The organism is Streptomyces geranii, assembly GCF_002954775.1.
Taxonomy (GTDB): domain Bacteria; phylum Actinomycetota; class Actinomycetes; order Streptomycetales; family Streptomycetaceae; genus Streptomyces; species Streptomyces geranii.
The window spans coordinates 283,883-308,538 of record NZ_PJME01000007.1; the positions used below are offsets into that span (position 1 = coordinate 283,883).

At 70.1% G+C, this 24,656-nt stretch carries 19 protein-coding genes; 11 read left to right on the forward strand and 8 right to left on the reverse strand.

Annotation, left to right across the window (positions count from 1 at the left end; translation table 11 throughout):
- Positions 1-50: 50 nt before the first annotated feature.
- The 3 genes from CW359_RS13485 to dnaK all read left to right on the forward strand — a co-directional run bounded on the left by CW359_RS13485 (position 51) and on the right by dnaK (position 4,735).
- Positions 51-2,126, forward strand: a complete 2,076-nt coding sequence (locus CW359_RS13485; RefSeq protein WP_105970130.1) for a phage holin family protein — start codon at positions 51-53, stop codon at positions 2,124-2,126.
- 164 nt (positions 2,127-2,290) lie between these two features.
- Positions 2,291-2,719 carry an OsmC family protein gene (locus CW359_RS13490; protein ID WP_105970131.1) on the forward strand — a complete coding sequence of 143 codons (429 nt, stop codon included), beginning with the start codon at positions 2,291-2,293 and terminating at the stop codon, positions 2,717-2,719.
- A 159-nt stretch (positions 2,720-2,878) separates the two neighbouring features.
- Positions 2,879-4,735 (forward strand): molecular chaperone DnaK, encoded by a 1,857-nt coding sequence (gene dnaK / locus CW359_RS13495; RefSeq protein ID WP_105970132.1) that lies wholly within the window; start codon positions 2,879-2,881, stop codon positions 4,733-4,735.
- 76 nt (positions 4,736-4,811) lie between these two features.
- Here dnaK and CW359_RS13500 read toward each other — a convergent pair whose 3' ends face one another.
- Together CW359_RS13500 and CW359_RS13505 are read right to left on the reverse strand one after the other, a co-directional pair.
- Complete coding sequence (locus CW359_RS13500; RefSeq protein WP_105970133.1) at positions 4,812-5,627, reverse strand: SAM-dependent methyltransferase; 816 nt, start codon at positions 5,625-5,627, stop codon at positions 4,812-4,814.
- Positions 5,628-5,724: 97 nt separating this feature from the next.
- Positions 5,725-6,588, reverse strand: a complete 864-nt coding sequence (locus CW359_RS13505) for a helix-turn-helix domain-containing protein (RefSeq protein WP_105970134.1) — start codon at positions 6,586-6,588, stop codon at positions 5,725-5,727.
- Between the two features lie 216 nt (positions 6,589-6,804).
- On the opposite strand from CW359_RS13505, the gene CW359_RS13510 reads away from it, so the two are divergent.
- Positions 6,805-7,221, forward strand: a complete 417-nt coding sequence (locus CW359_RS13510; protein WP_105970135.1) for a hypothetical protein — start codon at positions 6,805-6,807, stop codon at positions 7,219-7,221.
- A gap of 49 nt (positions 7,222-7,270) precedes the next feature.
- Here the strand turns inward: CW359_RS13510 and CW359_RS13515 are convergent, their stop codons facing one another.
- Positions 7,271-8,116 carry a helix-turn-helix domain-containing protein gene (locus CW359_RS13515; protein WP_105970136.1) on the reverse strand — a complete coding sequence of 282 codons (846 nt, stop codon included), beginning with the start codon at positions 8,114-8,116 and terminating at the stop codon, positions 7,271-7,273.
- Between the two features lie 107 nt (positions 8,117-8,223).
- On the opposite strand from CW359_RS13515, the gene CW359_RS13520 reads away from it, so the two are divergent.
- On the forward strand, positions 8,224-8,529 hold the full coding sequence (locus CW359_RS13520) for a 4a-hydroxytetrahydrobiopterin dehydratase (RefSeq protein WP_105970137.1): 306 nt from the start codon (positions 8,224-8,226) through the stop codon (positions 8,527-8,529).
- A gap of 21 nt (positions 8,530-8,550) precedes the next feature.
- Entirely contained in the window at positions 8,551-9,291 is a 741-nt protein-coding gene (locus CW359_RS13525; RefSeq protein ID WP_105970138.1) for a class I SAM-dependent methyltransferase, read from the forward strand.
- A gap of 78 nt (positions 9,292-9,369) precedes the next feature.
- Here CW359_RS13525 and CW359_RS13530 read toward each other — a convergent pair whose 3' ends face one another.
- A complete protein-coding gene (locus CW359_RS13530; RefSeq protein WP_105970139.1) occupies positions 9,370-9,849 on the reverse strand; it encodes a hypothetical protein in 480 nt (159 codons plus the stop codon).
- Between the two features lie 77 nt (positions 9,850-9,926).
- Between CW359_RS13530 and CW359_RS13535 the strand changes: the two genes are divergently transcribed.
- Both CW359_RS13535 and CW359_RS13540 read left to right on the forward strand, forming a co-directional pair.
- Complete coding sequence (locus tag CW359_RS13535; RefSeq protein ID WP_232838387.1) at positions 9,927-10,922, forward strand: helix-turn-helix transcriptional regulator; 996 nt, start codon at positions 9,927-9,929, stop codon at positions 10,920-10,922.
- Between the two features lie 129 nt (positions 10,923-11,051).
- Positions 11,052-12,872, forward strand: a complete 1,821-nt coding sequence (locus CW359_RS13540) for a rhamnogalacturonan lyase (protein WP_105970140.1) — start codon at positions 11,052-11,054, stop codon at positions 12,870-12,872.
- 42 nt (positions 12,873-12,914) lie between these two features.
- On the opposite strand, the gene CW359_RS13545 is transcribed toward CW359_RS13540, so the two are convergent.
- The 3 genes from CW359_RS13545 to CW359_RS13555 form a co-directional block, all read right to left on the reverse strand.
- Positions 12,915-13,169 carry an SCO0607 family lipoprotein gene (locus CW359_RS13545; protein ID WP_105970141.1) on the reverse strand — a complete coding sequence of 85 codons (255 nt, stop codon included), beginning with the start codon at positions 13,167-13,169 and terminating at the stop codon, positions 12,915-12,917.
- A 167-nt stretch (positions 13,170-13,336) separates the two neighbouring features.
- Positions 13,337-15,997, reverse strand: coding sequence for a cellulose binding domain-containing protein (locus CW359_RS13550; RefSeq protein WP_105970142.1), 2,661 nt, complete (start codon positions 15,995-15,997; stop codon positions 13,337-13,339).
- A gap of 155 nt (positions 15,998-16,152) precedes the next feature.
- Positions 16,153-19,068, reverse strand: a complete 2,916-nt coding sequence (locus CW359_RS13555; RefSeq protein WP_105970143.1) for a glycoside hydrolase family 48 protein — start codon at positions 19,066-19,068, stop codon at positions 16,153-16,155.
- A gap of 274 nt (positions 19,069-19,342) precedes the next feature.
- Between CW359_RS13555 and CW359_RS13560 the strand changes: the two genes are divergently transcribed.
- Both CW359_RS13560 and CW359_RS13565 read left to right on the forward strand, forming a co-directional pair.
- The gene (locus tag CW359_RS13560; RefSeq protein WP_198655205.1) at positions 19,343-20,839 is read left to right on the forward strand and encodes a cellulase family glycosylhydrolase; all 1,497 of its coding nucleotides are present in this window, start codon (positions 19,343-19,345) and stop codon (positions 20,837-20,839) included.
- 90 nt (positions 20,840-20,929) lie between these two features.
- Positions 20,930-22,636, forward strand: coding sequence for a glycoside hydrolase family 6 protein (locus CW359_RS13565; protein WP_105970144.1), 1,707 nt, complete (start codon positions 20,930-20,932; stop codon positions 22,634-22,636).
- 144 nt (positions 22,637-22,780) lie between these two features.
- Here CW359_RS13565 and CW359_RS13570 read toward each other — a convergent pair whose 3' ends face one another.
- On the reverse strand, positions 22,781-23,551 hold the full coding sequence (locus tag CW359_RS13570) for a phytanoyl-CoA dioxygenase family protein (protein WP_105970145.1): 771 nt from the start codon (positions 23,549-23,551) through the stop codon (positions 22,781-22,783).
- 157 nt (positions 23,552-23,708) lie between these two features.
- On the opposite strand from CW359_RS13570, the gene CW359_RS13575 reads away from it, so the two are divergent.
- A complete protein-coding gene (locus CW359_RS13575) occupies positions 23,709-24,629 on the forward strand; it encodes a class I SAM-dependent methyltransferase (protein ID WP_105970146.1) in 921 nt (306 codons plus the stop codon).
- The last annotated feature ends 27 nt before the right edge of the window (positions 24,630-24,656 follow it).

The window sequence follows — 24,656 nt, forward strand, 5'->3', positions numbered from 1 at the left end:
GTGGGCACAGGTCGGCCGCGTGGGCCGGCCGGGACGTGAGGTGTGCGGGCGTGGGTGCGGGGCGTTGGCGGCGGATCGTCAGCCAGATCGGGCGGAGCGTCGCGGTGTGGGCCGTGTCGACGCTCACCATGCTCGTGCTCGCGGGCATCCTGCCGGACTTCCAGATCCGTACCGGCGACGGCGACAGCGCCACCCGGATCGCGGTCACGGCGGCCATCGGCGCGGGCGCGTTCGGTCTGCTGTCGGCGCTGGCCTGGCCGGTGCTGGTGCGGCTGCTGCTCCTCGTGCCCGCCCTGGTCCTCGGCCTGCTGGTCTTCTTCCTGAACGGCGCCCTGCTGCTCGTCGCCCTGCGGCTGACCCCCGCCGACCGCCCCGAGGCGGCCCCGGAGACCGCGGTGGTGGTCGCGGCCGTGATGTCCGCGGTGGCCTCCGCGACGGGTGCCGCCCTGGCCGTACGGGACGACGACGCCTACCGCAGACGCCTCTACCGCCTCGCCGACCGGCGCGGCACCGCACGCCGGCTGGAGGGGCCCACCACGCCCGGTGTGGTGTTCCTGCAGCTCGACGGCGTCGGCCACGACGTCCTCGTACGGGCGGTGGAGAAGGGGCTGATGCCGACCGTGGGGGGCCTGCTGGACGCCACCCACCGGCTCACACCCTGGCGCACCGACTGGTCCAGCCAGACCGGCGCCAGCCAGCTCGGCATCCTGCACGGCACCAACCACGACATCCCCGCCTTCCGCTGGTACGAGAAGGACCGGGGCGAGGTCATGGTCTGCAACCGGCCCACCAGCGCCGCCGAACTGCAGCGCCGGGCCGTCGAACGCACGGGCGACGGCGGTCTGCTCACCGTGGACGGCGCGAGCCGGGGCAACCTCTTCAGCGGCGGCGCCGACGAACAGGCCCTCGTGCTGTCGATCGCGGTCCGGCGGCGCGGCCGGGAGAACCGTTCCCGGGCGGGCTACTTCGCCTACTTCTCCGACCCCGCCAACGCCGTCCGCACCGCCCTGTCCTTCGTCGCCGAGGTCGGCCGCGAGATCGGCCAGTCGACCCGCGCGCGGATGCGCGAGAAGCGCCCGCGTGTCGCACGCGGCGGCCTCTACCCCCTCGTCCGCGCCTTCGCGACCGTCGTCGAGCGGGACGTGGTCGTCGCCGCAGTGATGGGCGACATGCTCGCCGGGCGCACCGCCGTCTACGCCGATCTGGTCGCCTACGACGAGGTCGCCCACCACTCCGGACCGCACGGCCGTGACACGGACAAGGTGCTCCAACGCCTCGACCGTTCCCTCGCGTTGATCGCGAACGTCGCCGAACACGCCCCGCGCCCCTACCGGATCGTCCTCCTCTCCGACCACGGGCAGAGCCCCGGTGAGACCTTCCGGGGGCGGTACGGCCTCACCCTCGGCGACCTGGTCCGGGCGGGCTGCGGGCTGCCCGTGCCGCGCAAGGCGCAGCGCACCCACAGCGGCGCCGAGGCCCGGGCCGCCGTACGAGCCGCACTGCGCAGGCCCGTCGAGGAGAACGGCGGACAGCATGTGCCCATGGGCCGCCACTCCGAACCCCTGGTCCTCGCCTCCGGGAACCTCGGCCTGATCTCCTTCCCGGACGTGCACCACCGTATGACCAAGGAGGAGATCGACGCCCGCCATCCCGCGCTGCTCACCACCCTCGCCAACCATCCCGGCGTCGGCTTCGTCCTCGTCCGCAGCGAGGAGCACGGCGGGGTGGTGCTGGGCGCGCACGGCGCGGAGATCCCCGTGGACGCCCTGGAGCACGAACAGGGCGGTCCGCTGGCCGACTTCGGGCCCGGCGCGGCGGGCGCGGTCCGCCGTACGCACTCCTTCCCGCACACCGCCGACATCATGGTCAACTCCTCGTACGACCCGGCCGAGGGAGAAGTCCTCGCCTTCGAGGAGCAGATCGGCTCCCACGGCGGCCTCGGCGGCGCCCAGGGCAGACCCTTCCTGATGGCGCCCCTCGCGCTGTCGGCGGCGGTCGAGGACGGGGAGGAACTGGTCGGCGCCGAGCACATCCACCGCGTACTGCGCCGCTGGCTGCGCGAGTGCAACGGGCCGCAGGTGCCCGTGGAGGAGCCCCGGGATCCCGGGGACCGGCGGGCGGCCTGAGCGCGCGACGCGAGTACGGCTGTCCGCATCCCCGGGGCGCTCGCCCGCCGTTCACCGCACGGGGGCCCGTCTTTCGGGTGCAGTGAGCCGGAAACTCGCCGGAGTGTGATCGGATGGGGACGTACGGAACCCCGGTATCGGGACCACACGCGAAAGGAAGAACCGTGGCCACCACGCGCTCTGCACACACCGTCTGGGAAGGCAACCTGCTGGAGGGCAGCGGCGTTGTCACTTTCGACTCCTCCGGGGCCATCGCCGAGCAGCCCGTGACGTGGGCCTCCCGCGCCCAGGACGCGAACGGCAAGACCAGCCCCGAGGAGCTGATCGCCGCCGCCCACTCCAGCTGCTTCTCGATGGCGTTCTCGCACGCCCTCGCCGGTGCCGGCACCCCGGCCACCAGGCTCACGACCTCGGCCGACGTCGTCTTCCAGCCGGGTGAGGGCATCACCGGCATCCACCTCACCGTGGAGGGCACCGTCCCGGGCATCGACGAGGAGGCCTTCGTCGCCGCCGCCGAGGGCGCCAAGGAGAACTGCCCGGTCAGCAAGGCCCTGACCGGTACGACGATCACCCTGTCGGCGAAGCTCGCCTGACGCTCCGCCAAGGCCGGGCACGCCCCCTGCCGCGCCCCTCGATGTCCGAGGTGCGCGGCATCGTCGTTTCCGGGTACCCGGTTCGGAGGAAGGATTGACAAGCGGGAAGCCACGATTTGTGGTGGAGGGCGGGAATCGTCCCGACGGAAGGGGTCAGCCATGGCACGTGCGGTCGGGATCGATCTGGGGACCACGAACTCGGTGGTGGCCGTCCTGGAGGGCAGTGAGGCCACCGTCGTCGCGAACGCCGAAGGGGCCAGGACCACACCGTCCGTCGTGGCCTTCGCGAAGAACGGCGAGGTGCTCGTCGGCGAGGTCGCCAAACGGCAGGCCGTGACGAACGTGGAGCGCACGGCCCGCTCCGTCAAACGCCATATGGGCGACGGGGGTTGGCGGTTCCCCGAACAGGGTTCCGTGGACGGCACCCGCTACCGCGCCCAGGAACTCTCCGCCCGCGTGCTGCAGAAGCTGAAGCGGGACGCGGAGGCGTATCTCGGCGAGGACGTCTCGGACGCGGTGATCACCGTGCCGGCGTACTTCGACGACGCCCAGCGGCAGGCCACCAAGGAGGCCGGGGAGATCGCCGGTCTGAAGGTGCTGCGGATCATCAACGAGCCGACCGCCGCCGCCCTCGCCTACGGCCTCGACCGGGGCGAGGAGCAGACCGTGCTCGTCTTCGACCTCGGCGGCGGCACCTTCGACGTGTCGCTCCTGGAGATCGGCGACGGCGTCATCGAGGTCAAGGCGACCAACGGCGACACCCAACTCGGCGGCGACGACTGGGACCAGCGGATCGTCGACCACCTCGTCAAACGCTTCAAGGGACAGCAGGGCATCGACCTCGGCAACGACAAGATGGCGCTGCAACGGCTGCGCGAGGGCGCCGAGAAGGCCAAGATCGAGCTGTCGAGTTCGTCCGAGACGACCGTCAACCTGCCCTACATCACCGCCTCCGCCGACGGCCCGCTGCACCTTGAGGAGAGGCTGACGAGGGCTCAGTTCCAGGAACTGACCGCCGACTTGCTCGACCGCTGCAAGACCCCCTTCAACCAGGCCATCAAGGACGCGGGCGTGAAGCTCGCCGTCATCGACCACGTCATCCTGGTCGGCGGCTCGACCCGGATGCCGGCCGTCACCGACCTGGTCAAGGAACTCACCGGCAAGGAACCGCACAAGGGCGTCAACCCGGACGAGGTCGTCGCGCTCGGCGCCACCCTCCAGGCGGGTGTCATCCGCGGCGACGTCAAGGACGTACTGCTGCTCGACGTCACGCCGTTGTCCCTCGGCATCGAGACCAAGGGCGGCATCATGACCAAGCTCATCGAACGCAACACGACCATTCCCACCCGGCGTTCGGAGATCTTCACGACCGCCACCGACAACCAGCCCTCGGTCGGCATCCAGGTGTATCAGGGCGAGCGGGAAATCGCCGCGTACAACAAGAAGTTGGGCGTCTTCGACCTCACCGGGCTGCCTCCGGCGCCGCGTGGCGTGCCGCAGATCGAGGTCGCCTTCGACATCGACGCCAACGGGATCATGCACGTCTCGGCGAAGGACCTCGCCACCGGACGCGAACAGAAGATGACCGTCACGGGCGGCTCGGCGCTCGCCAAGGACGACATCGACCGGCTGATGCGGGAGGCGGAGCAGTACGCGGAGGAGGACCGGCGGCGCCGGGAGGCCGCCGAGACGCGTAACCATGCCGAGCAACTCGTGTACCAGACCGAGAAGTTCGTGCGGGACAACGAGGAACGGGTTCCTGCGGAGGCGAAGGTGGAGGTTGGCTCGGCTGTTGCCGAGGTGAAGGGGTTGCTGGCGGAGGAGAGTGATGTGGTGGCGCTGCGGGCGGGGGTGGAGAAGCTTGCCACTGTCAGTCAGCGGATGGGGCAGGCGATGTATGCGCAGGCTGCTCCTCAGCAGGAGGATGTCGCTCCTGCTGAGGAGGAGGGGGTTGTGGATGCCGAGATTGTTGATGAGGAGAGGGAGTCGGGGGACGGGAAGGGGCGGGGGGTGTAGGTGCGTTGCGGGGTGCGGGTTCGATGTGGCTTGTCGCGCCGTTCCCCGCGCCCCTGAAGGGGCGCTGTCGCGCCCTTCAGGGTTTGCGGGCCACCCCTGCGTACACCGGGACGATTCCCTCCGCCTGGGCCTCCACGTCCTCCGGTTCCGGGCGCCAGCCGTAGACCGGGATGATGCCCGGGCCCAGTAGGTCCAGGCCGTCGAAGAAGCGGTGGAACTCGGGCAGGGAGCGGGGGAAGAAGGGGGTGCCGCTGCGGCGGAAGTGTTCTGCCGCCTTGGTGATGGCCTCGGGGCTGAGGTCCGGGGTGACCTGGGAGAGGACCAGGTAGCTGCCGGGGGCGAGCGCGTCGACGTACTTCTTCAGGAGGCCGTGGACGTCGTCGCCCTCGGGGTCGTCGCCCAGGTAGTGGGTCAGTGCGACCAGGGACAGCGCGATGGGCCGGGTGAAGTCCAGGGACTCGGCGGCCAGGCCCAGGATCGTCTCGGGGTCGCGGGCGTCCGCGTGCACGTACTCCGTCGTGCCCTCGGGGGTGCCGTGCAGGAGGGCCTGCGCGTGCCGAAGGACGATCGGGTCGTTGTCCGCGTACACCACCTTGGACTCGGGGGCGACGCTCTGGGCCACCTGGTGCAGGTTCGGCTCGGTGGGGATGCCCGTGCCGATGTCCAGGAACTGGCGGATACCGGCCTCGGCGGCGGTCCGGGTCGCCCGGCGCATGAACCGGCGGTTGGCGCGCGCGCCGCGCAGCACCGTGCCGTCCACGGCGAGGATCTTGCGGGCCAGCTCCTCGTCCACCGGGTAGTTGTCCTTGCCGCCCAGCCACCAGTCGTAGACCCGGGCGGGGTGCGGTCTGCTGGTGTCGATACGGGGTGCTGCGCCCTCGGGTCCGGTCATGCCGTCGCTGCTCCTGGTCCTGGGTACTGGATTCTGGGAAGTGGGTCCGGTGTGGGGGGACGTGGAGCACTTGCCTTGTACGTGGGGGGAGTTGGGGTCAGTAGCCGTCGCGGTACTCGGCGATGATCTCCTTGGTGCGCTGGGCCGACGCGGCACCCGCCGTCATGTGGTCCAGGACCTCCAGATGCGAGGCCACCTCCCGGCGGGAGTCCAGATAGAGCGCACCGGTCAGATACTCGGTGTAGACCATGTCGGGCAGTTCCGGCTCGGCGAAGCGGAACAGTTCGAAGGGCGCCGATGTCCCGGGGTGCGGGCCGTCCCTGAACTCGGCGACCTGGATGGTGACATGGCCGCTCTCGGAAGCGTCGAGGAGCCGGTCCAGCTGCTCGCGCATGACCTCGCCGCGGATGCTCACGGGCCGCCGCAGCACCGTCTCGTCGATGATCACCCATAGGTGGGGCGGGTGTTCGCGGGTCAGCAGCTTCTGCCGGGCCATGCGCAGCGACACATGCCGCTCGACCGCCTCGGGGCCGGTGTGCCCGATCGTCCCGGCCTCCATGACCGCACGCGCGTAGTCCGGGGTCTGCAACAGGCCGGGCACGAAGTGCGGTTCGTACGAGCGGATCAGCCGGGCGGAGCCCTCCAGGCTCACATGCATGCTGAACCAGTCCGGCAGGACGTCGGAGAAGCGCTGCCACCAGCCGGGCTCGTTGGCCTCCTCGGCCAGGTCCACGAAGACGGCCACCTCGTCCTCGGGCACGCCGTACGTCGTCAACAGCACATGTACGTACGGGATTTTGAGGGCGACCTCGGCCATCTCCATCCGCCGTACGGTCGCCGAGGCCACCCGCAGCACCCGCGCGGCCTCTTCCCGCTTCAGCCCGGCGGCCTCGCGCAGCTCCTGGAGCCGTCTTCCGAGCACCACTTGACCCACGGTGGGCGCAGCCCGCCGCTCACTCACGCCACGCCTCCCCTACGCGCCGAAGTACAGCGAGCAGTGTGTCACGTTCCGCTGTCGCACTGACAGGTTCGAGCCATGGAGATTACCCAGGAAGTAATGGCCCTTCGCGGACCCGCGCGGAAGAGTGAAGGCAACGGGTTCCGGGCCGGCGCACTCCGGTCCGGGGCCCGGGTTCCCCCAATTTTCCGGCCTGACCTCGACGGAGGGCGATCCGCCATGTCCGCAGCCCAGTTCGCCGCACTCGCCGCCCGGACCACCGAACCGACCGTGATGCTACGCCGCTTCCTCGCCCTCGACGCCCTGGTGACCGGTGCGAACGCGGTCGCCTACCTGGTGGCGGCCGGTCCGCTCGCCCGCCTCCTCGGCGTCGGCCCGGGGCTGCTGCTCGAACTCGGCCTGGTACTGGCCGGGTACGCCGGGGGTGTCGGATGGCTGGCCTTGCGGCGGCGGCCCGCCGTGCTTGCGGTGCGGGTCGTGATCGAGGTCAACCTCGCCTGGGCGCTGCTGAGTTGTGTCGCGCTCGCGCTGTGGCTCTCGCCGAGTGCGGCCGGGGCCGGGTGGACGGTGCTGCAGGCGGCCGTCGTGGCCGGATTCGCCGGCCTGCAGTACGTGGCACTGAGGGCCTGCCGCTGAGGGCAGTCCGCTGCGGCGGCCCCGCCGGCCGGATCTCTCCGCGTGGGCGTCAACTCACCATCGAGTGCAGGTACTTGACCGTCGCCGGGTCGGCCGGAAGAAGCGTCTCGATGGCCAGCTCGGCGACGGTGATGTCCATCGGGGTGTTGAAGGTGGAGATGGACGAGATGAAGGAGAGCACCCGGCCCTCGTGCTCGATCCGCATCGGCAGCGCGAACGGGGTCACGGACTCGGCGGGACCGTCCGCCGGGCTCGCCTCCCGCCGCACCACCGGATACGCGGCGACCTCCTCGTACAGCGCGCGCAGCGGGGCCGAGCGGTGCAGGGCGATCTCGCGTTCCATCTGGGCCAGCAGATGCCCGCGCCACTCCGGGAGGTTGTGGATGCGCGGGGCGAGACCCTCCGGGTGCAGGGTCAGACGCATCGCGTTGACCTGCGGCGCGAGCAGGAAATCGGGGAGACCGTCGAGGAGCATCAGGATGCCCCGGTTCGCGGCCAGGACGTTGTACGTGGCGTCGACCACGAACGCCGGATAGGGCTCGTACCCCTGGATCAGCCGCTCGACGCCGTCGCGCAGGGACGCGAGCGCCGGGTCGTCGAGCGGGGTCTCGCGGTAGCGCGGGGCGTAACCGGCTGACAGGAGAAGGGCGTTGCGCTCCCGGACCGGCACGTCCAGGTGCTCCGCGAGCCGCAGGAGCAGTTCCTCGCTCGGCCGGGAGCGGCCCGTCTCGACGAAGCTGATGTGCCGGGTGGACGAGTCGGCCCGCAGCGCCAGTTCGAGCTGGCTGACGCGCCGCCGCTCCCGCCAGGCCCGCAGCAGCGGGCCCACTCCCTCGATCGCCGGGTCCCTGGGGGTGGTGGGGCGGGCGGCGCCGCCAGGCTGGGCCGTCGTCATGGGACGACGGTAGCCGAGGCGGACGCGGGCACCCTCCTGACCTGGGCCGGAAAGCCCGGCTTGTGGCACGCTGGGAGGGCACCCCACATCGCGGAAGGAGCGTGGTCATGCCCGTCGAACCGCTGTCGCAGAAGGAGATCGACGACCGGCTGGCGGAACTGCCGGGCTGGTCGCTCGACGGAGACCGCATCGCCCGCTCCTACCGGCTCGCCTCGCACTTCGCGGCGGCTGCGCTGGTCGTCCACATCGCCCAGGTCCAGGAGGAACTGGGCCACCACTCCGACCTCGCCCTCGGCTACAACACCGTGTCGCTCACCGTGAACACCCACAGCGCGGGCGGCGCGGTCACGGACCTCGACTTCCAGCTCGCCCGCAGAGTCGAGGACCTCGCACCGGGGCACGGGGCGAGCTGACCGGGCCGAAGGAACAGGATCGTGCTGGACTACAACCAGGAGGCCGAGCGGTACGACGCCCTGCGCGGCGGCGAACCCAGGGCCGCCGCGGCGGCGGACGCCGTACTGAGCCTCGTACCCGAGGAGACGCGCACCCTGCTCGACGTGGGCTGCGGTACGGGCATCGTGACCCGGCGGCTCGCGGCGGCGCGGCCCGGGACGCGGGTCGCGGGCGTCGACCTCACCGACGCGATGGCCCGGCGGGCCGCCGCCCGGCTGCCAGGCGCCGTCGTCCTCGCCGACAGCCGTCAACTACCCTTTCTGGACGGCCGGTTTGATGCGGTGACCAGTGTCTGGGTGCTGCATCTCGCGCCACGGCCCGAGGACGCCGGGGCCATCATCGGCGAGTGCGCGCGGGTGCTGCGGCCGGGCGGGGTGTTCGTCACCACCGTCGACAAGGGCGCCTCGCACAACGTGGGCAGCGACATCGACGCCATCCTCGCCGGCCGCCCCTGGCGCGCGGCACCGGACACGGCGGCCGTCGTCGAGGCGCACGCCGTCGCCCACGGGCTGGTACCGGCCGGGGAAGCCCGGTTCCGGGGGCACGGACAGGGACGCAGCCCCCGGCGAGCCGTCGCCGACCTGCGGCGCGGCTGGTTCATGACCCTGCCACCGGGCGACCCCCTGGCCGACGGCTTCGCCGCCCGCCTGGAGGCCCTGCCCGACCAGGACCGGCCGCGCCCGGAACCGGTGTTCACCCTGCGGGCGTTCCGGAAGCCGTAGCGCGCAAGGGAGTTGCCTTTCCCGGGAGTCCGCGGACCGCCCGGTCGCCGTGCGGGAGGTCGAAGTCGTGCGGGCTGCTCATGGGCGGTCCCCCGTGGTTCCCTCGGGCATGGTGTCCGCCAAGTAGGCGGTCAGGTCGGGGACTTGGGGTGTCAGCAAGTGCCGTACCCAGGCGTCCCGTTCGTGCAGGATCGGCGGCAGCTCCCAGACGCAGCCGATCCAGGGGCGGTCGAGCGGGACGAAGTGCGTGGGGTCACGGTCCGGGCAGCCCAGCACCGGCTGGCCCGCCGCCGCGCCCCGGAAGTGCAGGACGTTGTCCCACGCCCAGCTGTACGCGTTGAGATAGGCGCCGTCGTCGCCGCCCCGGTGCAGGACGACGAAGGTGGCGGGCGGAGTGCCGTCCGGCTCCGGGAGCAGCTTCGGCAGCATCGCGTACGCGGCCTCCTGGACCTCGGGTGCGATGCCGGCCGGGTCGGCCGTGACGTGGTAGCGCTTGATGTGCCGGCCGGAGACCTCGATGGGCTCGAAGACGGTCAGCAGCTTCTCGGTGAAGGGCATGAGGGGACGCTAGGCCCGCTTCACTGACATCCTGTGTCAGTGAAGCGCTGACGAATGAAGGCGAGGGCGTGGGTGAGATGTCCGTGAGGGCCGGTCGGCTGCTGTCCGTGCTTCTGCTGCTCCAGACCCGGGGGCGGATGACCGCCGCCCAGCTCGCCGGGGAGCTGGAGGTCTCGGTACGCACGGTCTACCGGGACGTCGAGGCGCTGAGCGCGGCGGGCGTGCCGCTGTACGGGGACGCGGGGCACGCCGGTGGCTACCGGCTGGTCGACGGCTACCGCACCCGGCTGACCGGCCTGACCGCCGACGAGGCCGAGGCGCTGTTCCTCTCCGGCGCCCCGGGCCCGGCCGCCGAGCTGGGCCTCGGCCCGTTCCTGGCCGCCGCCCAGCTCAAGGTGCGCGCCGCGCTCCCGGCCGAGCTGCGCGCCCACGCCGACCGGGTCGCCGGGCGCTTCCACCTGGACGCGCCCGGCTGGTACGCGGACGCCGACGACACCCCGTACCTCCCCGCCGTCGCGGACGCCGTCTGGCGTGGCCGGGTGCTGCGGGTGCGCTACCGCCGCTGGCGCGAGCCGACGGATGTGGAGCGCCGGCTCGAACCGTACGGGCTGGTGCTGAAGGCGGGCCGCTGGTACGTGGTCGCCGGGCCTGGGCCGCATACCTTCCGGGTCGACCAGATCCTCGAACTGGCCGCGTGCGACGAGGAGTTCGAGCGCCCCGAGGAGTTCGACCTGGCCGCGTACTGGACGGCGTACCAGCGCGACTTCCACGACCGGCTGTATCGCGGCGAGGCGGTGGTACGGCTGGCGCCCGGGGTGCGGCTGGCGGGGGCGGCCGGTCGTGCCGTCGAGGCCAACGGTCGTATGGATGACGAGGGTTGGACGCTGGCGACGGTGCCGATCGAGTCCGTCGAGCGTGCCCACGAGGAGTTCCTGAGGCTGGGGACAGGGATCGAGGTGCTCGCGCCCGACGGGCTGCGGGAGCGGATCGCGCGGACGGTGACGGAACTGGCCGCGAGATACGGGAAGTTGCCGCCTCCGGGCGGCAACTCCGTTGCGGGCGGCGGCGACTGAGGGCTGGAACCCGTCCGTCTCGTTCCCCCCACTCCGCTGGAGGTAGGTACCGTGCAGCACCCGCAGCCGCACGCACAACTCCGTCCCCCCACCCCGACCCGCACCAGACGTCGGCCTCTCCTCTCCGCCATGACCGCCGGAGTCCTCGCCGCCGCCGGGCTCGTCTCGCTCTCCGCCGCACCCGCCGAGGCCGCCACCGCCCGCCAGGTCGAGGCGCTCGACCGGGGCGTCGTCAGCGTGCACATCGACAGCGGCAACCTGGTCAGCTGGCGCTGGCTCGGCACCGACCCGAACGACGTGTCCTTCAACGTCTACCGTGCCGGTACGAAGGTCAACTCGACGCCGGTCACCGGCTCCACGAACTACTTCCACTCGGGCGCCCCCGCCCAGGCCGACTACACGGTCCGGGCGATCGTCGGCGGCGTCGAACAGGCCGACTCCGTCCACGCGATCCAGTTCCGCACCGGCTACAAGGACGTCCCGATCACCCCGCCCGCCGGCGGCACCACCCCCGACGGGGTCGCCTACACCTACGAGGCGAACGACGCCTCGGTCGGCGACCTGGACGGCGACGGCGCCCTCGACTTCGTACTGAAGTGGCAGCCCACCAACGCCAAGGACAACTCCCAGTCCGGCTACACCGGCAACACGATCGTCGACGGCATCAAGCTCGACGGCACCCGGCTCTGGCGGATCGACCTGGGGCGCAACATCCGCTCGGGCGCGCACTACACGCAGTTCCAGGTGTACGACTACGACGGCGACCGCAAGGCCGAGGTCGCCATGAAGACGGCGGACGCGACCGTCGACGGGACGGGCGTCGTCATCGGCAACTCGGCGGCTGACTACAGGAATTCAAGCGGTTACGTACTCTCCGGCCCCGAGTACCTGACCATGTTCAACGGGCAGACCGGCAAGGCCATGGGGACGGTCGACTACGTCCCGGCGCGCGGCACGGTCTCCTCGTGGGGCGACTCGTACGGCAACCGGGTGGACCGATTCCTCGCCGGTACCGCCTACTTGGACGGCGCCCGGCCCTCCCTGATCATGGCGCGCGGCTACTACACGCGTACGGTGCTGGCGGCCTGGGACTGGCGGAACGGGGCGTTCACGCGCCGCTGGACCTTCGACTCCAGCTCATCCACCAACACCGGCAAGGGATTTGACGGCCAGGGCTCGCACAGCCTGTCCGTCGGGGACGTCGACGGCGACGGCAAGGACGAGATCGTCTACGGCGCGATGGCGGTCGACGACAACGGCAACGGCCTGTGGACGACGAAGACGGGGCACGGCGACGCCCAGCACCTCGGCGACCTGGACCCGGGGCACGCGGGCCTGGAGTACTTCAAGGTGTCCGAGTCGACCTCCCAGCCGGCCGAGCTGTACATCAACCCGGCCAACGGCACGGTCAACTGGAGCATCGCCGCCTGCTGCGACAACGGTCGCGGAGTCGCCGGGGACATCTGGGCGGGCAACGACGGCGCGGAGGTCTGGTCGGCCTCGGACACGTCGATCCGCGACGAGGCCGGCGCGACGAAGGGCCGCGAGCCCTCCTCCGTCAACTTCCTCTCCTGGTGGGACGCCGACCCGGTCCGCGAACTCCTCGACGGCACCCACATCGACAAGTACGGCACCTCCTCGGACACCCGCCTGCTGACCGGCGCGTCCGTCCACTCCAACAACAGCACGAAGGCGACCCCGGCACTCTCCGGCGACCTCTTCGGCGACTGGCGCGAGGAGGTCGTCTGGGCGACCAGCGCGAACACGGCCCTGCGCATCTACTCGACCCCGATCGAGACGACGACCAGGATCACGACTCTCCTGCACGACACGATGTACCGCACGGGCATCGCCTGGCAGAACACCGCATACAACCAACCACCGCACCCGAGCTTCTTCATCGGCAACGGCATGCCCACGGCACCCAGGCCGACGGTGTACACGCCGTGACGTCGTGAGGGTGGTCGCCCGCGCACTCGGGGCGGCCACCGCTCACTCCTCGGGAGCCTTGATGATCTTGCCGCTCTCGTCGAGGGTGTGGGTCTCCCAATAGACGTCCCATTTGTCGCCGACCTGCGAGGGGACCTTGCCCTCCGGGTAGCGGGCGTATCCCTTCGGCGGCTCCTCGCCGTGGGGAACACAGGCGTTGCCGGTGCTCCCCACGGCGAGGACCGGATACTCGTCGCCGCCGCAGGTCGACTGCTCGATCGAACAGCCGGTCAGTAGGGCGGCGGTCACGCCGGTCATGGCCAGAAGCGACAGAAGTCCGGTTCGGCTGGTCCTGCGCACAGGTGACTCCCTCTCGATGTGGTGTGCGACCAGCTTGTGCGACACGAGGAATCCAGGCATGAGTACGCCTACTCAGAACTCTGGGGTGGAGGGCGCGTGCCACCCTGGGTACGCGCCCTCGGCGCTCAGGCGACCGTGCAGCTCTGGTCACCCAGTTTGAACGCCGTCGGTTTCCCGTTCGTCCCCGACCAACTCCCCGTGAACCCGAAGCTCACCGACGAACCCGCCGCCACATTCGCGTTCCAGTTCACGTTCTTCGCCGTCACCGCCGCGCCCGACTGGGTGTAATCGGCGTTCCAGAGCTGGGAGACGGTCTGCCCGTTGGGGAAGGACCAGCCAAGTTGCCAGCCGGTCCAGGCAGTTGTGCCCGTGTTGCCGATCTGCACGTCCGCCTGGAAGCCGCCCGACCACTCGCTGGTCACCTTGTACGTCACCGCGCAGGCCCCGGTCGGGGTCGGCGTCGGATCCGTGCCGCCCCCGCCACCGCTCGCGTCCGACGACTCGCCGTACACGACACCGCGCCCGTTCGTCGCCACGTACACCCGCCCGTACACCCTCGGGTCACCGGTGATCGCCGCACCCGTCCAACCCCACTGGTGGGCATCGTCGTTGATACGGGTCCAGCTCACGCCCTTGTCCGTGGAGCGGAAGATGCCGCGTACGCCGCCGATCTTCGCGCTCGTGTAGAGCGTCTGGTACGCCGCCCCCGTCGCCGCCTTGCCGAAGCCGATCGTGTCGGCCTGCTCGACGTTCGACAGCTTGGCGAAGCTCGTACCGCCGTTCGTCGAGTGCCACAGGCCGTACGCGCCGTCCGTCGCGCCGCCCGCCAGCCAGATGTCGCCCTTCGTGCCGGGCAGCGCCTTGAAGCGCACACTGTCGCCGGCCGGGAGGCCGGTCGCCGCCGAGGCCGTGAAGGTCGCTCCGCCGTCCGAACTCACGTAGAACCTGCCCGACTTGAAGCCGTAGAACGTCCTCGGGTCCACCCGGTCCGACTCCACGACCGCGCCCGCCGGGATGCCCGCCGACGCCGACCACGAGTTGCCGAAGCCCGTCGCGTACTGCACTCCTGTGCCCGCCGGGCTCCACACGAACCGGCTGCCGTCCGACGCCGACGCGATCGTGCCGCCGCCCGAGACCCCCGAAGGGTCGGTCCCCGCGAACCAGTTGGCGCCGTTGTCCGTCGAGAACGCGACATGCGGACCCGAGTCCAGGTTGCCGACGCGGGCCACGATCCCCGGGTTCGACTCGGCGTAGTCCAGGCTCGTGGTCGTCGTGAAGTTCGGTGAAGTGAACATCATCGAGGGGACCTTGGTGAGATCCGTGTGCCGGAAGCCGCCGATGTCACCGAGTGCGCTCAGCAGTACGGCTCCGCCCGACGGGGGCGCGGCCAGGTCGTTGACCGCCGTCTCCTCCAGGCCCTGCACCATCGGCTTGATGCTGAACTGGCTGCCGCTGTCCCAGTTCGTCAGGTTCTCCGTGCCGTAGATCGTCGCGCCCGTCCCGTACATCATGCGGTTCGAGTTGAACGGGTCGATCTCCAGCGACTCCGTCATCCACCCCAGTTTCGGGCTCTGTTCGGGCGGCGACGGATTCGCGCCGAAGGTCAGCCAGGGTGAGGAGGAGACGTCCATCGTGAAGCGGTTCGAGCGGTTGGGGTACGAGGTGTAGTCCCAGGCCCTCGTCCAGGTGCCGCCGCTGTCCGTGGACCGGAACAGCTGGGTGTCCGGCCACCACGAGCTGTACGCCGTCGCCATCACCGTGCCCGGCTTCTGCCGGTCGATCGTCAGCCCGCTGAAGCCGTAGTAGGTGTCCGCCTCCGCGACCGGGCTGATGTTCGTCCAGGTGCCGGTCGCCGTCGCGTACCGCCACAACTGGCCCTTGCCGCCGTCGTACGGACCGCCCTTGTCGCTGTACGGCAGGTACAGGTAGCCGTTCCGCGCGTCCAGTACGCCCTTGTGGGCCAGATAGCCCGTGGGCTGCCCGGCCACCCTCGCCCAGGTCGCGCCCGCGTCCGTCGAGCGGTACACCGCGTTGTCCTTGTCGGCGACCCCGACATAGATCGTGCGGGTCGCGCTGCCCGTGGTCCCCGTCGACTCGTCGAAGGTGACCCAGACGATCCCCTGGTTGTCGCTGGCGTACCCGCTGGTGTCGGTCGGATCCTGCGCGTAGTTCCCGACGTTGGGGAAGTTCGCCACCTGCGACCAGGTCGCCCCCGAGTCCGTCGACCGCCACAGCCCCTTGCCGCTGGGCGCCCCCAGATACAGCACGCTGTTCCGGTTCGGGTCGACGGCCAGCCGCTCACCCATGCCCCGGCCGGGCATGTTGCCGCCCAACTTGAAGGGCAGATCGGCCCGTTGCCAACTGGCGCCCCGGTCGCCCGACCGCAGCACGGCACCGTTCCCGGGATCCCAGCTGTTGGTATACGTTCCGACAGCCGCGTACACCTTGTTCGGGTCGACGGAGTCGGAGGCGAGGCTCACCACTCCGGTGTGCCCCCAGCGGTCCCAGCCGACCGAGTCCAGCAACGGCGTCCAGGTCTTCGTCGACTCCTGCCAGCGGTAGGCCCCGCCGATGTCCGTGCGGGCGTACGCCAGGTTCTTCTCGGCCCGGTTGAACACGATCCCGGGGACGAAACCACCGCCGTCGATCCGGGCGTTCTTCCAGGTGTACGTGTCCGCCGCGAGCGTCACCTCGGCGGCGCTCGGGGCGGCCGACGCGAGCGGGCTGCCCGCCAGCAGCCCTGCGGCCAGGGCCATGACGGCCGTGAGGATACGGGTTCTTCGCACGGGGGGTCCTTTCCGGGTGGGGGAAACGGGAAGGCAGGGACGGAGGGGGGTAAGCGCTTTCCATTCGGTGCGAGAGTTGCCGGGCGACCCCCAGTGCGGGAGGGGGCCGCCCGGCGCTGTACGCGGAACTCAGGTCCCGGTGGACCTGACGGGGGCTATTCGAGAAGCTCCGCGTACGAACCCATGGCGAGGGCGATGTCCGCCTGCGCCCAGAACCGGTGATAGGTGAACGAGGGCACGGCGCCGCCCGCCAGGTACGCCTCGATCTTCGACCAGTTGGGGTCGTTCTTGTAGAAGGAACGGATCGAGGCGAACGTCGACGACGCGTTGATCGTGTCGCCGTTCGGCATCTTCCCCGTCCAGGCCGACGGCACGTAGATCCCGTCGTCGAAGCGGTTGTAGTCCGCGCGGGTCTCCGGGACGGCGATGCCCAGGGTGTCCTGGTAGTTGGACCACATGCCGTCGAGGAGCGCCTTCGCCGTCGTCGCCGCCTCGGTGTCACCGGAGCGGTCGGCGTAGTACGTCAGCGTCTTCGCGTACGCCGCCGCCACACCCACGTCGTTCGTGTAGTCGGCGACCGTGACGTGAAGTCCCGCGTTCGCGCCCGGAGTCGACGCGTTCCAGGTGTCGGGGGTGCCCGACCACTGGAGTGTCGACGGGATACGGTATGTGCCGTCCGGGTTGATGGTCGTCTTGGACAGGGCCCAGTCGACCCACTTGTCCAGGACGGTCTTCGCCGCCGCGTTGCCCGTCTGCTGGTAGTACTCGGCGACCCGCTCCATGGACCACGCCTGGAAGCCGAACCACTGGTTGGAAGGCGGGTCGTGGTACACCGGCTTCTCGTCGTAGTACATGCCGTAGAAGGTCGGCGTACCGGCCGGGGGAGTGGCGTACCGCCCCGCCCAGCTGTTGGTCGCGCCGCCCGCGATGGCACCCTCGTTGGACTGGAGCCAGCGGTAGAACTCGATCTGCCGGTTCAGGGACGTGGCCCAGTCGGTCTGCCCGGTCGTCGACTTGGGCTTCAGCGGGGCGTAGTTGGCGAGCGCGTAGGCGGCCAGGGGGTTCTGGTAGCCGCCGTGCGTGTGACTGGAGCCGATGCGCCAGGCCCAGCCGGCCGCCGTGTCGGTGGCGCCGCCCCACGCGTAGTACCAGGACATCAGATAGTGCGAGGCGTCCTTGCCGGTACCGGCCGGGCAGGTGGTCGGGCCGACGCAGTTGCCGATTTTCTTGAAGTACTTGTCGTACATCGAATACCGCAGATAGTCGCCCATCTTCGCGGCCTTGCCCACGGTCGCCGAGACGTCGGCGCCCTTGCCCTGCTGCTTGGCCCAGACGTCCGCCCAGTACGCGGCCTGCACGGCCCGCGCGTCGGCGTCCGGGGCGTTGGTGAACTTCCACTGCTTGGCGTACGACGCGTCACCGGTGAACAGGTCCAGGTACCCGTTCGTACCGCCGTACTTGAAGGCGTCGCAGGTCGGCTGCGGAACCGTCTCCCACACCGATTCCTGCGGCCCGCGCTGGAAGGTGTTGATGTAGGAGGGACCGGTGTCCGTCGGACCCGCCTCGCACTTGCCGGGCGAGTTGCCGTAGCCGTAGACGTTGTCGACGTCCTGGAGCCAGTGCATGCCGTAGACGTCATCCGTGCCGTACGCGGTCTTCAGCTCGGCCGCGATCGGGTCGGGGCCGACCGAGACAGCGGTGTTGAGCGCGGCCGGGTACTGGCTCGGCAGGTCGTACTCGGGGGCGTACGTCGCCGGTTTCGACGCGTTGTAGAAGGAGTTGGTGGGCTGGTCGGCGTGGGTGGGGATCATGTACTGCTCCATGATCGACCAGGCGCCGTTGAACTTGCTCCAGTCGCCCGTCACCTTGCCGTACATGGCCTGGAGCCACAGGAGGTAGCTGTACGCCTCCGACGTGGTCTCGTGGCCGTGGTCCGGCGCCTCGACGATCAGTGTCTCGACCGAGTGGTAGGGGATGCCCTCGGGGGAGAAGTAGCCGTTCGCCGGGTTGGTGATCTTGCCGTAGAGGTTCAGGAAGCGGGCGTCGTACACCTTCGAGGCGGCCAGCTGGGTGACGGTGACCGTCGCCTTGGCGTGGCCGGTGGCCGTCGAGTCGAAGGCCGCGGATCCGGTGCCCGTCGCGTTGGCGGTGATCGTCACCTTCTGGGCCGTGTTCCAGTTGGCCGGGGTGAAGGTGAGCGAGGCGCCGCCCGTCACCGACAGGCCGGTGTTGCCACTGGCCCGGGCTGTCGCCACGGTCACGTTCGCGCTCGGCTGCGTCGACAGCTTCACGTCGTACGTCGCCGACTGGCTCTGCTGCACGCCGAGTTGGGTGGGCACGGCGACCACGGCGGGACCCGAGGCGACCGTGATGCCGACCGGTGTGGACGGCGCCGAGGCGCCCAGGCTGTCGTACGCCTTGGCCAGCAGCGAGTGGCTGCCCACGGACAGGGCGGTGGCCGAGTAGGTGTACGGCGCGGTCGTGTCCGTGCCGAGCAGCGTGGTGTCGTCGTAGAACTCGATCTTCGTGATCGTCGCGTTGTCCGCAGCCGCCGCCGTGGCCGCCATCGGCACGGCGGTGCCCTGCGAGTAGACGGCGCCCGCGACCGGGCTGGTCAGCACGGTGACCGGCGGCTGGTGGGCGCCCACGCAGGTCGTGCCGTTGACCGCGAAGGAGGTCGGCGCCGCGTTGGCGCCGCTGTAGGTGAACTGGCCACCGGTGCTGACGGCCGCGCCGGCCGCGATCGTCGCGTTGTACGTGGCGTTCTGCACGGTGACCGTCTGCCCGGACTGGGACCAGGTGCCGTTCCAGCCATTGCTGAGCCGCTGGTTGCCCGCGTAGGCGTACGTCAGTGTCCAGCCGTTGATGACGTCCGTACCGCGGTTGGTGATCGTCAGGTCCGCGGTGAAACCGGACCCCCAGTCGTTCGTCTTGTAGTCGACGCTGCACTGAACTGCCGCCGCCTGCGCGGGAGTTGTGCCTGTTGCGAGCATGGTCAAGGGGAGGGCGAGGGCCGCCACGACAGCGGTCCAGAACCGTCGCGCGAGGCGGCGTCTGTGTCGGGAGTGCATGGTGCTGGTTCCTCCTAGCGGCTCGGAGGTGCTCGTGGAGAAGTGGGGAGAGCAACAAGCCTTGAACCAGTGGGAGCGCTCCCATATTGAAGACAGGCGTGTCAAGGGTCAAGGTGTTTGAAGACTCGAATTGATTCGACGACGACATCTGATGGAAACACGTCAACTCTCTGTCCTTTGCCGTCACTTGGCGCTAGCTTCATTGACACCAGTGGGAGCGGTTCCATCAGTCGACGCGTCCGCCACGACGCGCCCGATCTGCAAGGAGTCGCTCATGCGACACCCCCCGCGTTCAGGTCTTTTAGTCGTGCTCGGCGCTACCGCCGCCCTTGTGGGCACCGCGGTCGTACCGGTCGTCACGGCATCGGGAGCCACCCCCGCGTGCACGGTGGAATACACCCTCACCAGTGCGTGGGACGCCGGCTTCCAGGGCTCCGTCAGGATCACCAACAACCAGGCGGCGCTCAGCAGTTGGAGTCTCACCTTCGACTTCGGCGCAGGTCAGAAGCTCACCCAGGGCTGGAACGCCAAGTGGTCCCAGTCCGGCACCACCGTCACCGCGGCCAACGAGACGTACAACGGCTCGCTGGGCACGGGAGCGAGCGTCAGCGCGGGGTTCCTCGCCTCACGGGCCGGGAGCAATCCCGTACCGGCGTCGTTCAAGCTCAACGGGACGACATGCAACGTCGACACGGAGCCGACCCCGACCCCTACCCCCACCCCGACTCCGTCGCCCTCCGTTCCACCGGCCCCCGGTGACGGGCCACCCGCCCTGCATGTGTCCGGCAACAAGCTCGTCGACTCCGGCGGCGCCACCCGGCGGCTGCTCGGCGTCAACCGCTCCGGCGGCGAGTTCGCGTGCGTCCAGGGCAACGGCATCTGGGACGGACCCGTCGACGACGCCTCGGTGAAGGCGATCGCCGACTGGAAGGTCAACACCGTACGCATCCCGCTGAACGAGGAGTGCTGGCTCGGGCTGTCCAACATCAGACCCGAGTACGCGGGCGCCAACTACATCGCCGCCGTCAAGGACCTGGTGGCGAAGGTGAAGGCGCACGGCATGACCCCGATGGTCGAACTGCACTGGACCTGGGGCCAGTACACGGGCAACTCGGCCGGCTGCTCCGACGTGCACGCCAGCTGCCAGAAGCCCATGCCGAACATGCAGTACACGCCCGCCTTCTGGACCTCGGTCGCCAACACCTTCAAGGGCGACACGGCCGTCGTCTTCGACCTCTTCAACGAGCCCTACCCGGACCGCGCCACCTCCACGGCGGCCCAGGCCTGGACCTGCTGGCGGGACGGCGGCACCTGCCCCGGCATCGGGTACGAGGTCGCCGGTATGCAGGATCTGATCGACGCCGTCCGGGCCACCGGCGCCAAGAACGTGATCCTCGCCGCCGGGCTCGCCTACTCCAACGACCTCAGCCAGTGGCTGGCGTACCGGCCGACCGACCCGGCGGGCAATCTCGCCGCCGCCTGGCACGTCTACAACTTCAACTCCTGTGTCAGCGAAAGCTGCTGGGACTCGACACTCGCGCCGGTCGCCGCCCAGGTCCCGCTGGTCGCGGGCGAGATCGGCGAGAACACCTGCGCGCACTCCTTCGTCGACCGGGTCATGAAGTGGTTCGACGACCGCTCGCTGTCGTACCTCGGCTGGACCTGGAACACCTGGAACTGCGCCACCGGCCCGTCCCTGATCTCCGGTTACGACGGCACACCCACCGCCTTCGGAATCGGCCTGCGCGACCATCTGCGCGCCATCGGTTAGCGCTCCAACTCCCCTTCACGGCAAGGCGCTTCTCACCCCTCCCGGAAAACGAACGGAACACGACCGGAACACGAGAGGACACCCGCACTCATGAGCCGTACCAGAACAGCGATCCTCGCTGCCATGGCGCTGGTCGCCGGTGCCACCGGCGCCGCCGTCGCAGCCGCCCCGGCCGACGTCGGCATCGCCGCGATCCCCTGCACCGTCGACTACAAGGTGCAGAGCCAGTGGAACACCGGCTTCACCGCCGCCGTGACGATCACCAACAACAGCGCGGCCAAGTCGAGTTGGGCCGTGAAGTGGTCGTACGCCGGTAACCAGCAGGTGACCAGCGGCTGGAACGCGAAGATCACCCAGGCCGGCACCGCCGTGACCGCCGCCAACGAGACCTACAACGGGACGCTCGCCACCGGCGGTTCGGTGAGCTTCGGCTTCAACGGCAGCTACAGCGGCACCAACTCGCTCCCGACGACCTTCACCCTCGACGGCGTCACCTGCAACGTCGACGACGGCGGGGGCGGCCCCACGACCCCGCCGGGCACCGGCACCAGGGTCGACAACCCGTACGCGGGCGCCAAGGTGTACGTGAACCCGGAGTGGTCCGCGAAGGCAGCCGCCGAGACGGGCGGCAGCCGGATCTCCAGCCAGCCCACCGGTGTGTGGCTGGACCGGATCGCCGCGATCAACGGCGTCAACGGCGGGATGGGCCTGCGCGCCCACCTCGACGCGGCCCTCCAGCAGAAGGGCACCGGCGAACTCGTCGTCCAGCTGGTCATCTACAACCTGCCCGGACGCGACTGCGCGGCGCTCGCCTCCAACGGCGAACTCGGCCCGACGGAGATCGACCGCTACAAGACCGCCTACATCGACCCGATCGCGGCGATCCTCGCGGACACCAAGTACGCGGGCCTGCGCATCGTCACGACCGTCGAGATCGACTCGCTGCCCAACCTCGTCACCAACACCGGCAGCCGGCCCACGGCCACGCCCGCGTGCGACGTGATGAAGGCGAACGGCAACTACGTCAAGGGCGTCGGCTACGCGCTCAACAAGCTCGGTGACGTGCCGAACGTGTACAACTACGTCGACGCCGGCCACCACGGCTGGATCGGCTGGGACGACAACTTCGGCGCCTCCGCCGACGTGTTCAAGCAGGCGGCCACCGCCGAGGGCGCGACCGTCAACGACGTGCACGGGTTCATCACCAACACGGCGAACTACAGCGCCCTGAAGGAGAACAACTTCACCATCAACGACAACGTGGCCGGCAAGTCCGTCCGCGAGTCGAAGTGGGTGGACTGGAACCGGTACACCGACGAGCTGTCCTTCGCGCAGGCGTTCAGGAACCAGCTGGTCACGGTCGGCTTCCCGTCCACCATCGGCATGCTGATCGACACGTCCAGGAACGGCTGGGGCGGCACCGCGCGGCCGGCCGGTCCGGGAGCGACGACCACGGTCGACACGTATGTCGACGGCGGGCGCTACGACCGGCGCATCCATGTCGGGAACTGGTGCAACCAGTCCGGGGCGGGTCTGGGCGAACGGCCCAAGGCCGCTCCGGCGACCGGGATCGACGCGTATGTGTGGATGAAGCCTCCGGGGGAGTCGGACGGGTCCAGCTCGGCGATCCCGAACGACGAGGGCAAGGGGTTCGACCGGATGTGCGACCCGACCTACACCGGTAACCCGCGGAACAACAACAACATGTCCGGGGCGTTGGCGAACTCGCCGGTGTCGGGGCACTGGTTCTCGGCGCAGTTCCAGGAACTGATGAGGAACGCGTACCCGGCACTCTGAGTTCCGTCGGGCCCGTGGTGTTTCGACCGCGGGCCCGGTGGGGGCTGGTCGCGCAGTTCCCCGCGCCCCTGAAGACAGGGGCGCGGGTGTGCGCCAGAGTCCACCGGAGCCGTCCGAACAACTGAACGTGATCCGCCAGGGGGCTCAGTCGTTCTTCCCCAGCCCCTGGCGGATCGCGAACTCCACCGGTGAGTAGTTCTCGTCCTCGCGGTTCAGGTCGTACGGGGCCGTCGGGTGCAGTGGAGGCTGGGCCATGAAGCGGGGGCGGGTGCCGTGGTGGGGCTGGGCCGCGTGGACCAGGAAGGGGTGGCAGAGGTAGACGTCGCCAGGGCGACCCGTGGCGTGCGCCAGTGGGCGGTGGGCCGAGGACTCGACCAGCTGCGGGGCAATCTCAAGGCCCGAGACGCCCTTCTCACCGTACGGCTCCAGGAGCGGTGGTACGTCCAGATGGGAGCCCACCCGGATGCGGGTCGGGGCGTCCTCCTCGCCGACCTCGGTGAACAGGAACAGCATCAACAGGGCGCGGTCCCGGGAGCGGAGATTCGTGTACGGCCAGTCGGCGCCCTCGACGGCGTAGCTGCCCTCGATGTGCCAGCCCGCGTCGTCCGGTTCCTCCTCGTGCGGGAACCGCAGCGGGAAGCTGCCCAGTGAGTAGCGCGACGCCCAGCGGTCCTCGCCCACCAGGATGTCGAACGCCTCATGCAGCACAGGGGTGTTGACCGCCGCCGCGAACGGACCCTGGGCCATGTCCGACACCCAGTGCACCGGCTTCGTCCAGGTGCCGGGGTCGTCCGGGTCGCACCCCGTCTCCCGCCACAGCAGCCGGGCGCAGTGCTCGGCGACGCGCGGCGGAAAGGCGCCCTCGATCTTCACGAACCCGTCTTCGAGGAAGCGCTCCACCAGCTCGTCAGTCATACGGGACATCGTGGGGGAGCGGGGCGGGCCCGCGCATCCGGTTTTTGCCGTGCCTGTTCGAGGGCCGCGTCCCGGTTTGCCGTAACGGCAACAGAACTGGCCCGGTCGGCGAGGTCGGAGCAGGCTGGTGGCAACGACAAGGGGAGGCCCGTACACCATGGCCCATCAGCACCGGCACCAGCCTCAGCACACCCAAGAGCACATCCAGGACCACGCCCACGCGCATGCCCACGGTGACATCGACTTCGGCACGATGATCCCCATGCTGGAGGGCCAGGCCCGGTTGTTCGCGCCGCTGTACGCCGACGCCCTGGCCTGGCTGTCCCGGCAGCAGCCCGAGCCGGGGCTGATCGTCGACGCGGGCAGTGGCCCCGGCATCATCTCGGGCTACTTCGCGGAGGCGTTCCCCGAGGCCCGTATCGTCGCGGCGGACGCTTCGGCGGCGCTCCTGGAGCGGGCCCGCGAGAACGCCGAACGCCTGGGCAACGCCGACCGGTTCAGCACCGTAGAAGCCGAACTCCCCAACGGGCTCGGCGAGTTGGAGTACCCCGCCGACCTGGTGTGGTCGAGCCGCGTCGTCCATCACGTCGGCGACCAGCGGGCCGGCCTCATCGCGCTGGCGGCCGTACTCGCGCCCGGCGGCACCCTCGCCGTGATGGAGGGCGGCCTCCCCGAGCGGAACCTGCCGCGTGACCTCGGCTTCGGGCGCCCCGGCCTGGAGACCCGGATGGACCTGATCGAGCAGACCTGGTTCAGCGAGATGCGCACCACGCTGCCCGGCCATGTGCGGGAGACCGAGGACTGGCCGGCCCTGCTCACCGCCGCCGGTCTGCGTCCTTCCGGCACCCGTTCCTTCGTCCTCGACCTCCCGGCTCCGCTCGCGGACGAGGCCCGCGCCTATGTGATCGGCGTCTTCGACCGGCGCCGCTCGATGTTCGGCGAGGAACTCGACGCCGAGGACCGCGCCACCCTCGACCGCCTCCTCGACCCCGACGACAAGGCGAGCCTGCACCACCGCCCCGACGTCTTCGTGCTCGCCGCGCACACGCTGTACACGGCCACCAAGCCGGGGGAGTGAGCGCCGGGGAGTCCCTCAACTCCCTTG

Bases quoted from the DNA above. Each gene is read 5' to 3' on its own strand.
- CW359_RS13500 (WP_105970133.1), bottom strand. From the start codon at position 5,627: ATGACCGGACCCGAGGGCGCAGCACCCCGTATCGACACCAGCAGACCG.
- CW359_RS13570 (WP_105970145.1), bottom strand. From the start codon at position 23,551: ATGACTGACGAGCTGGTGGAGCGCTTCCTCGAAGACGGGTTCGTGAAG.
- CW359_RS13530 (WP_105970139.1), bottom strand. From the start codon at position 9,849: ATGCCCTTCACCGAGAAGCTGCTGACCGTCTTCGAGCCCATCGAGGTC.
- CW359_RS13540 (WP_105970140.1), top strand. From the start codon at position 11,052: ATGACCGCCGGAGTCCTCGCCGCCGCCGGGCTCGTCTCGCTCTCCGCC.
- CW359_RS13560 (WP_198655205.1), top strand. From the start codon at position 19,343: ATGCGACACCCCCCGCGTTCAGGTCTTTTAGTCGTGCTCGGCGCTACC.
- CW359_RS13535 (WP_232838387.1), top strand. From the start codon at position 9,927: ATGTCCGTGAGGGCCGGTCGGCTGCTGTCCGTGCTTCTGCTGCTCCAG.
- CW359_RS13520 (WP_105970137.1), top strand. From the start codon at position 8,224: ATGCCCGTCGAACCGCTGTCGCAGAAGGAGATCGACGACCGGCTGGCG.
- CW359_RS13555 (WP_105970143.1), bottom strand. From the start codon at position 19,068: ATGCACTCCCGACACAGACGCCGCCTCGCGCGACGGTTCTGGACCGCT.
- CW359_RS13510 (WP_105970135.1), top strand. From the start codon at position 6,805: ATGTCCGCAGCCCAGTTCGCCGCACTCGCCGCCCGGACCACCGAACCG.
- dnaK (WP_105970132.1), top strand. From the start codon at position 2,879: ATGGCACGTGCGGTCGGGATCGATCTGGGGACCACGAACTCGGTGGTG.
- CW359_RS13545 (WP_105970141.1), bottom strand. From the start codon at position 13,169: ATGACCGGCGTGACCGCCGCCCTACTGACCGGCTGTTCGATCGAGCAG.
- CW359_RS13575 (WP_105970146.1), top strand. From the start codon at position 23,709: ATGGCCCATCAGCACCGGCACCAGCCTCAGCACACCCAAGAGCACATC.
- CW359_RS13515 (WP_105970136.1), bottom strand. From the start codon at position 8,116: ATGACGACGGCCCAGCCTGGCGGCGCCGCCCGCCCCACCACCCCCAGG.
- CW359_RS13565 (WP_105970144.1), top strand. From the start codon at position 20,930: ATGAGCCGTACCAGAACAGCGATCCTCGCTGCCATGGCGCTGGTCGCC.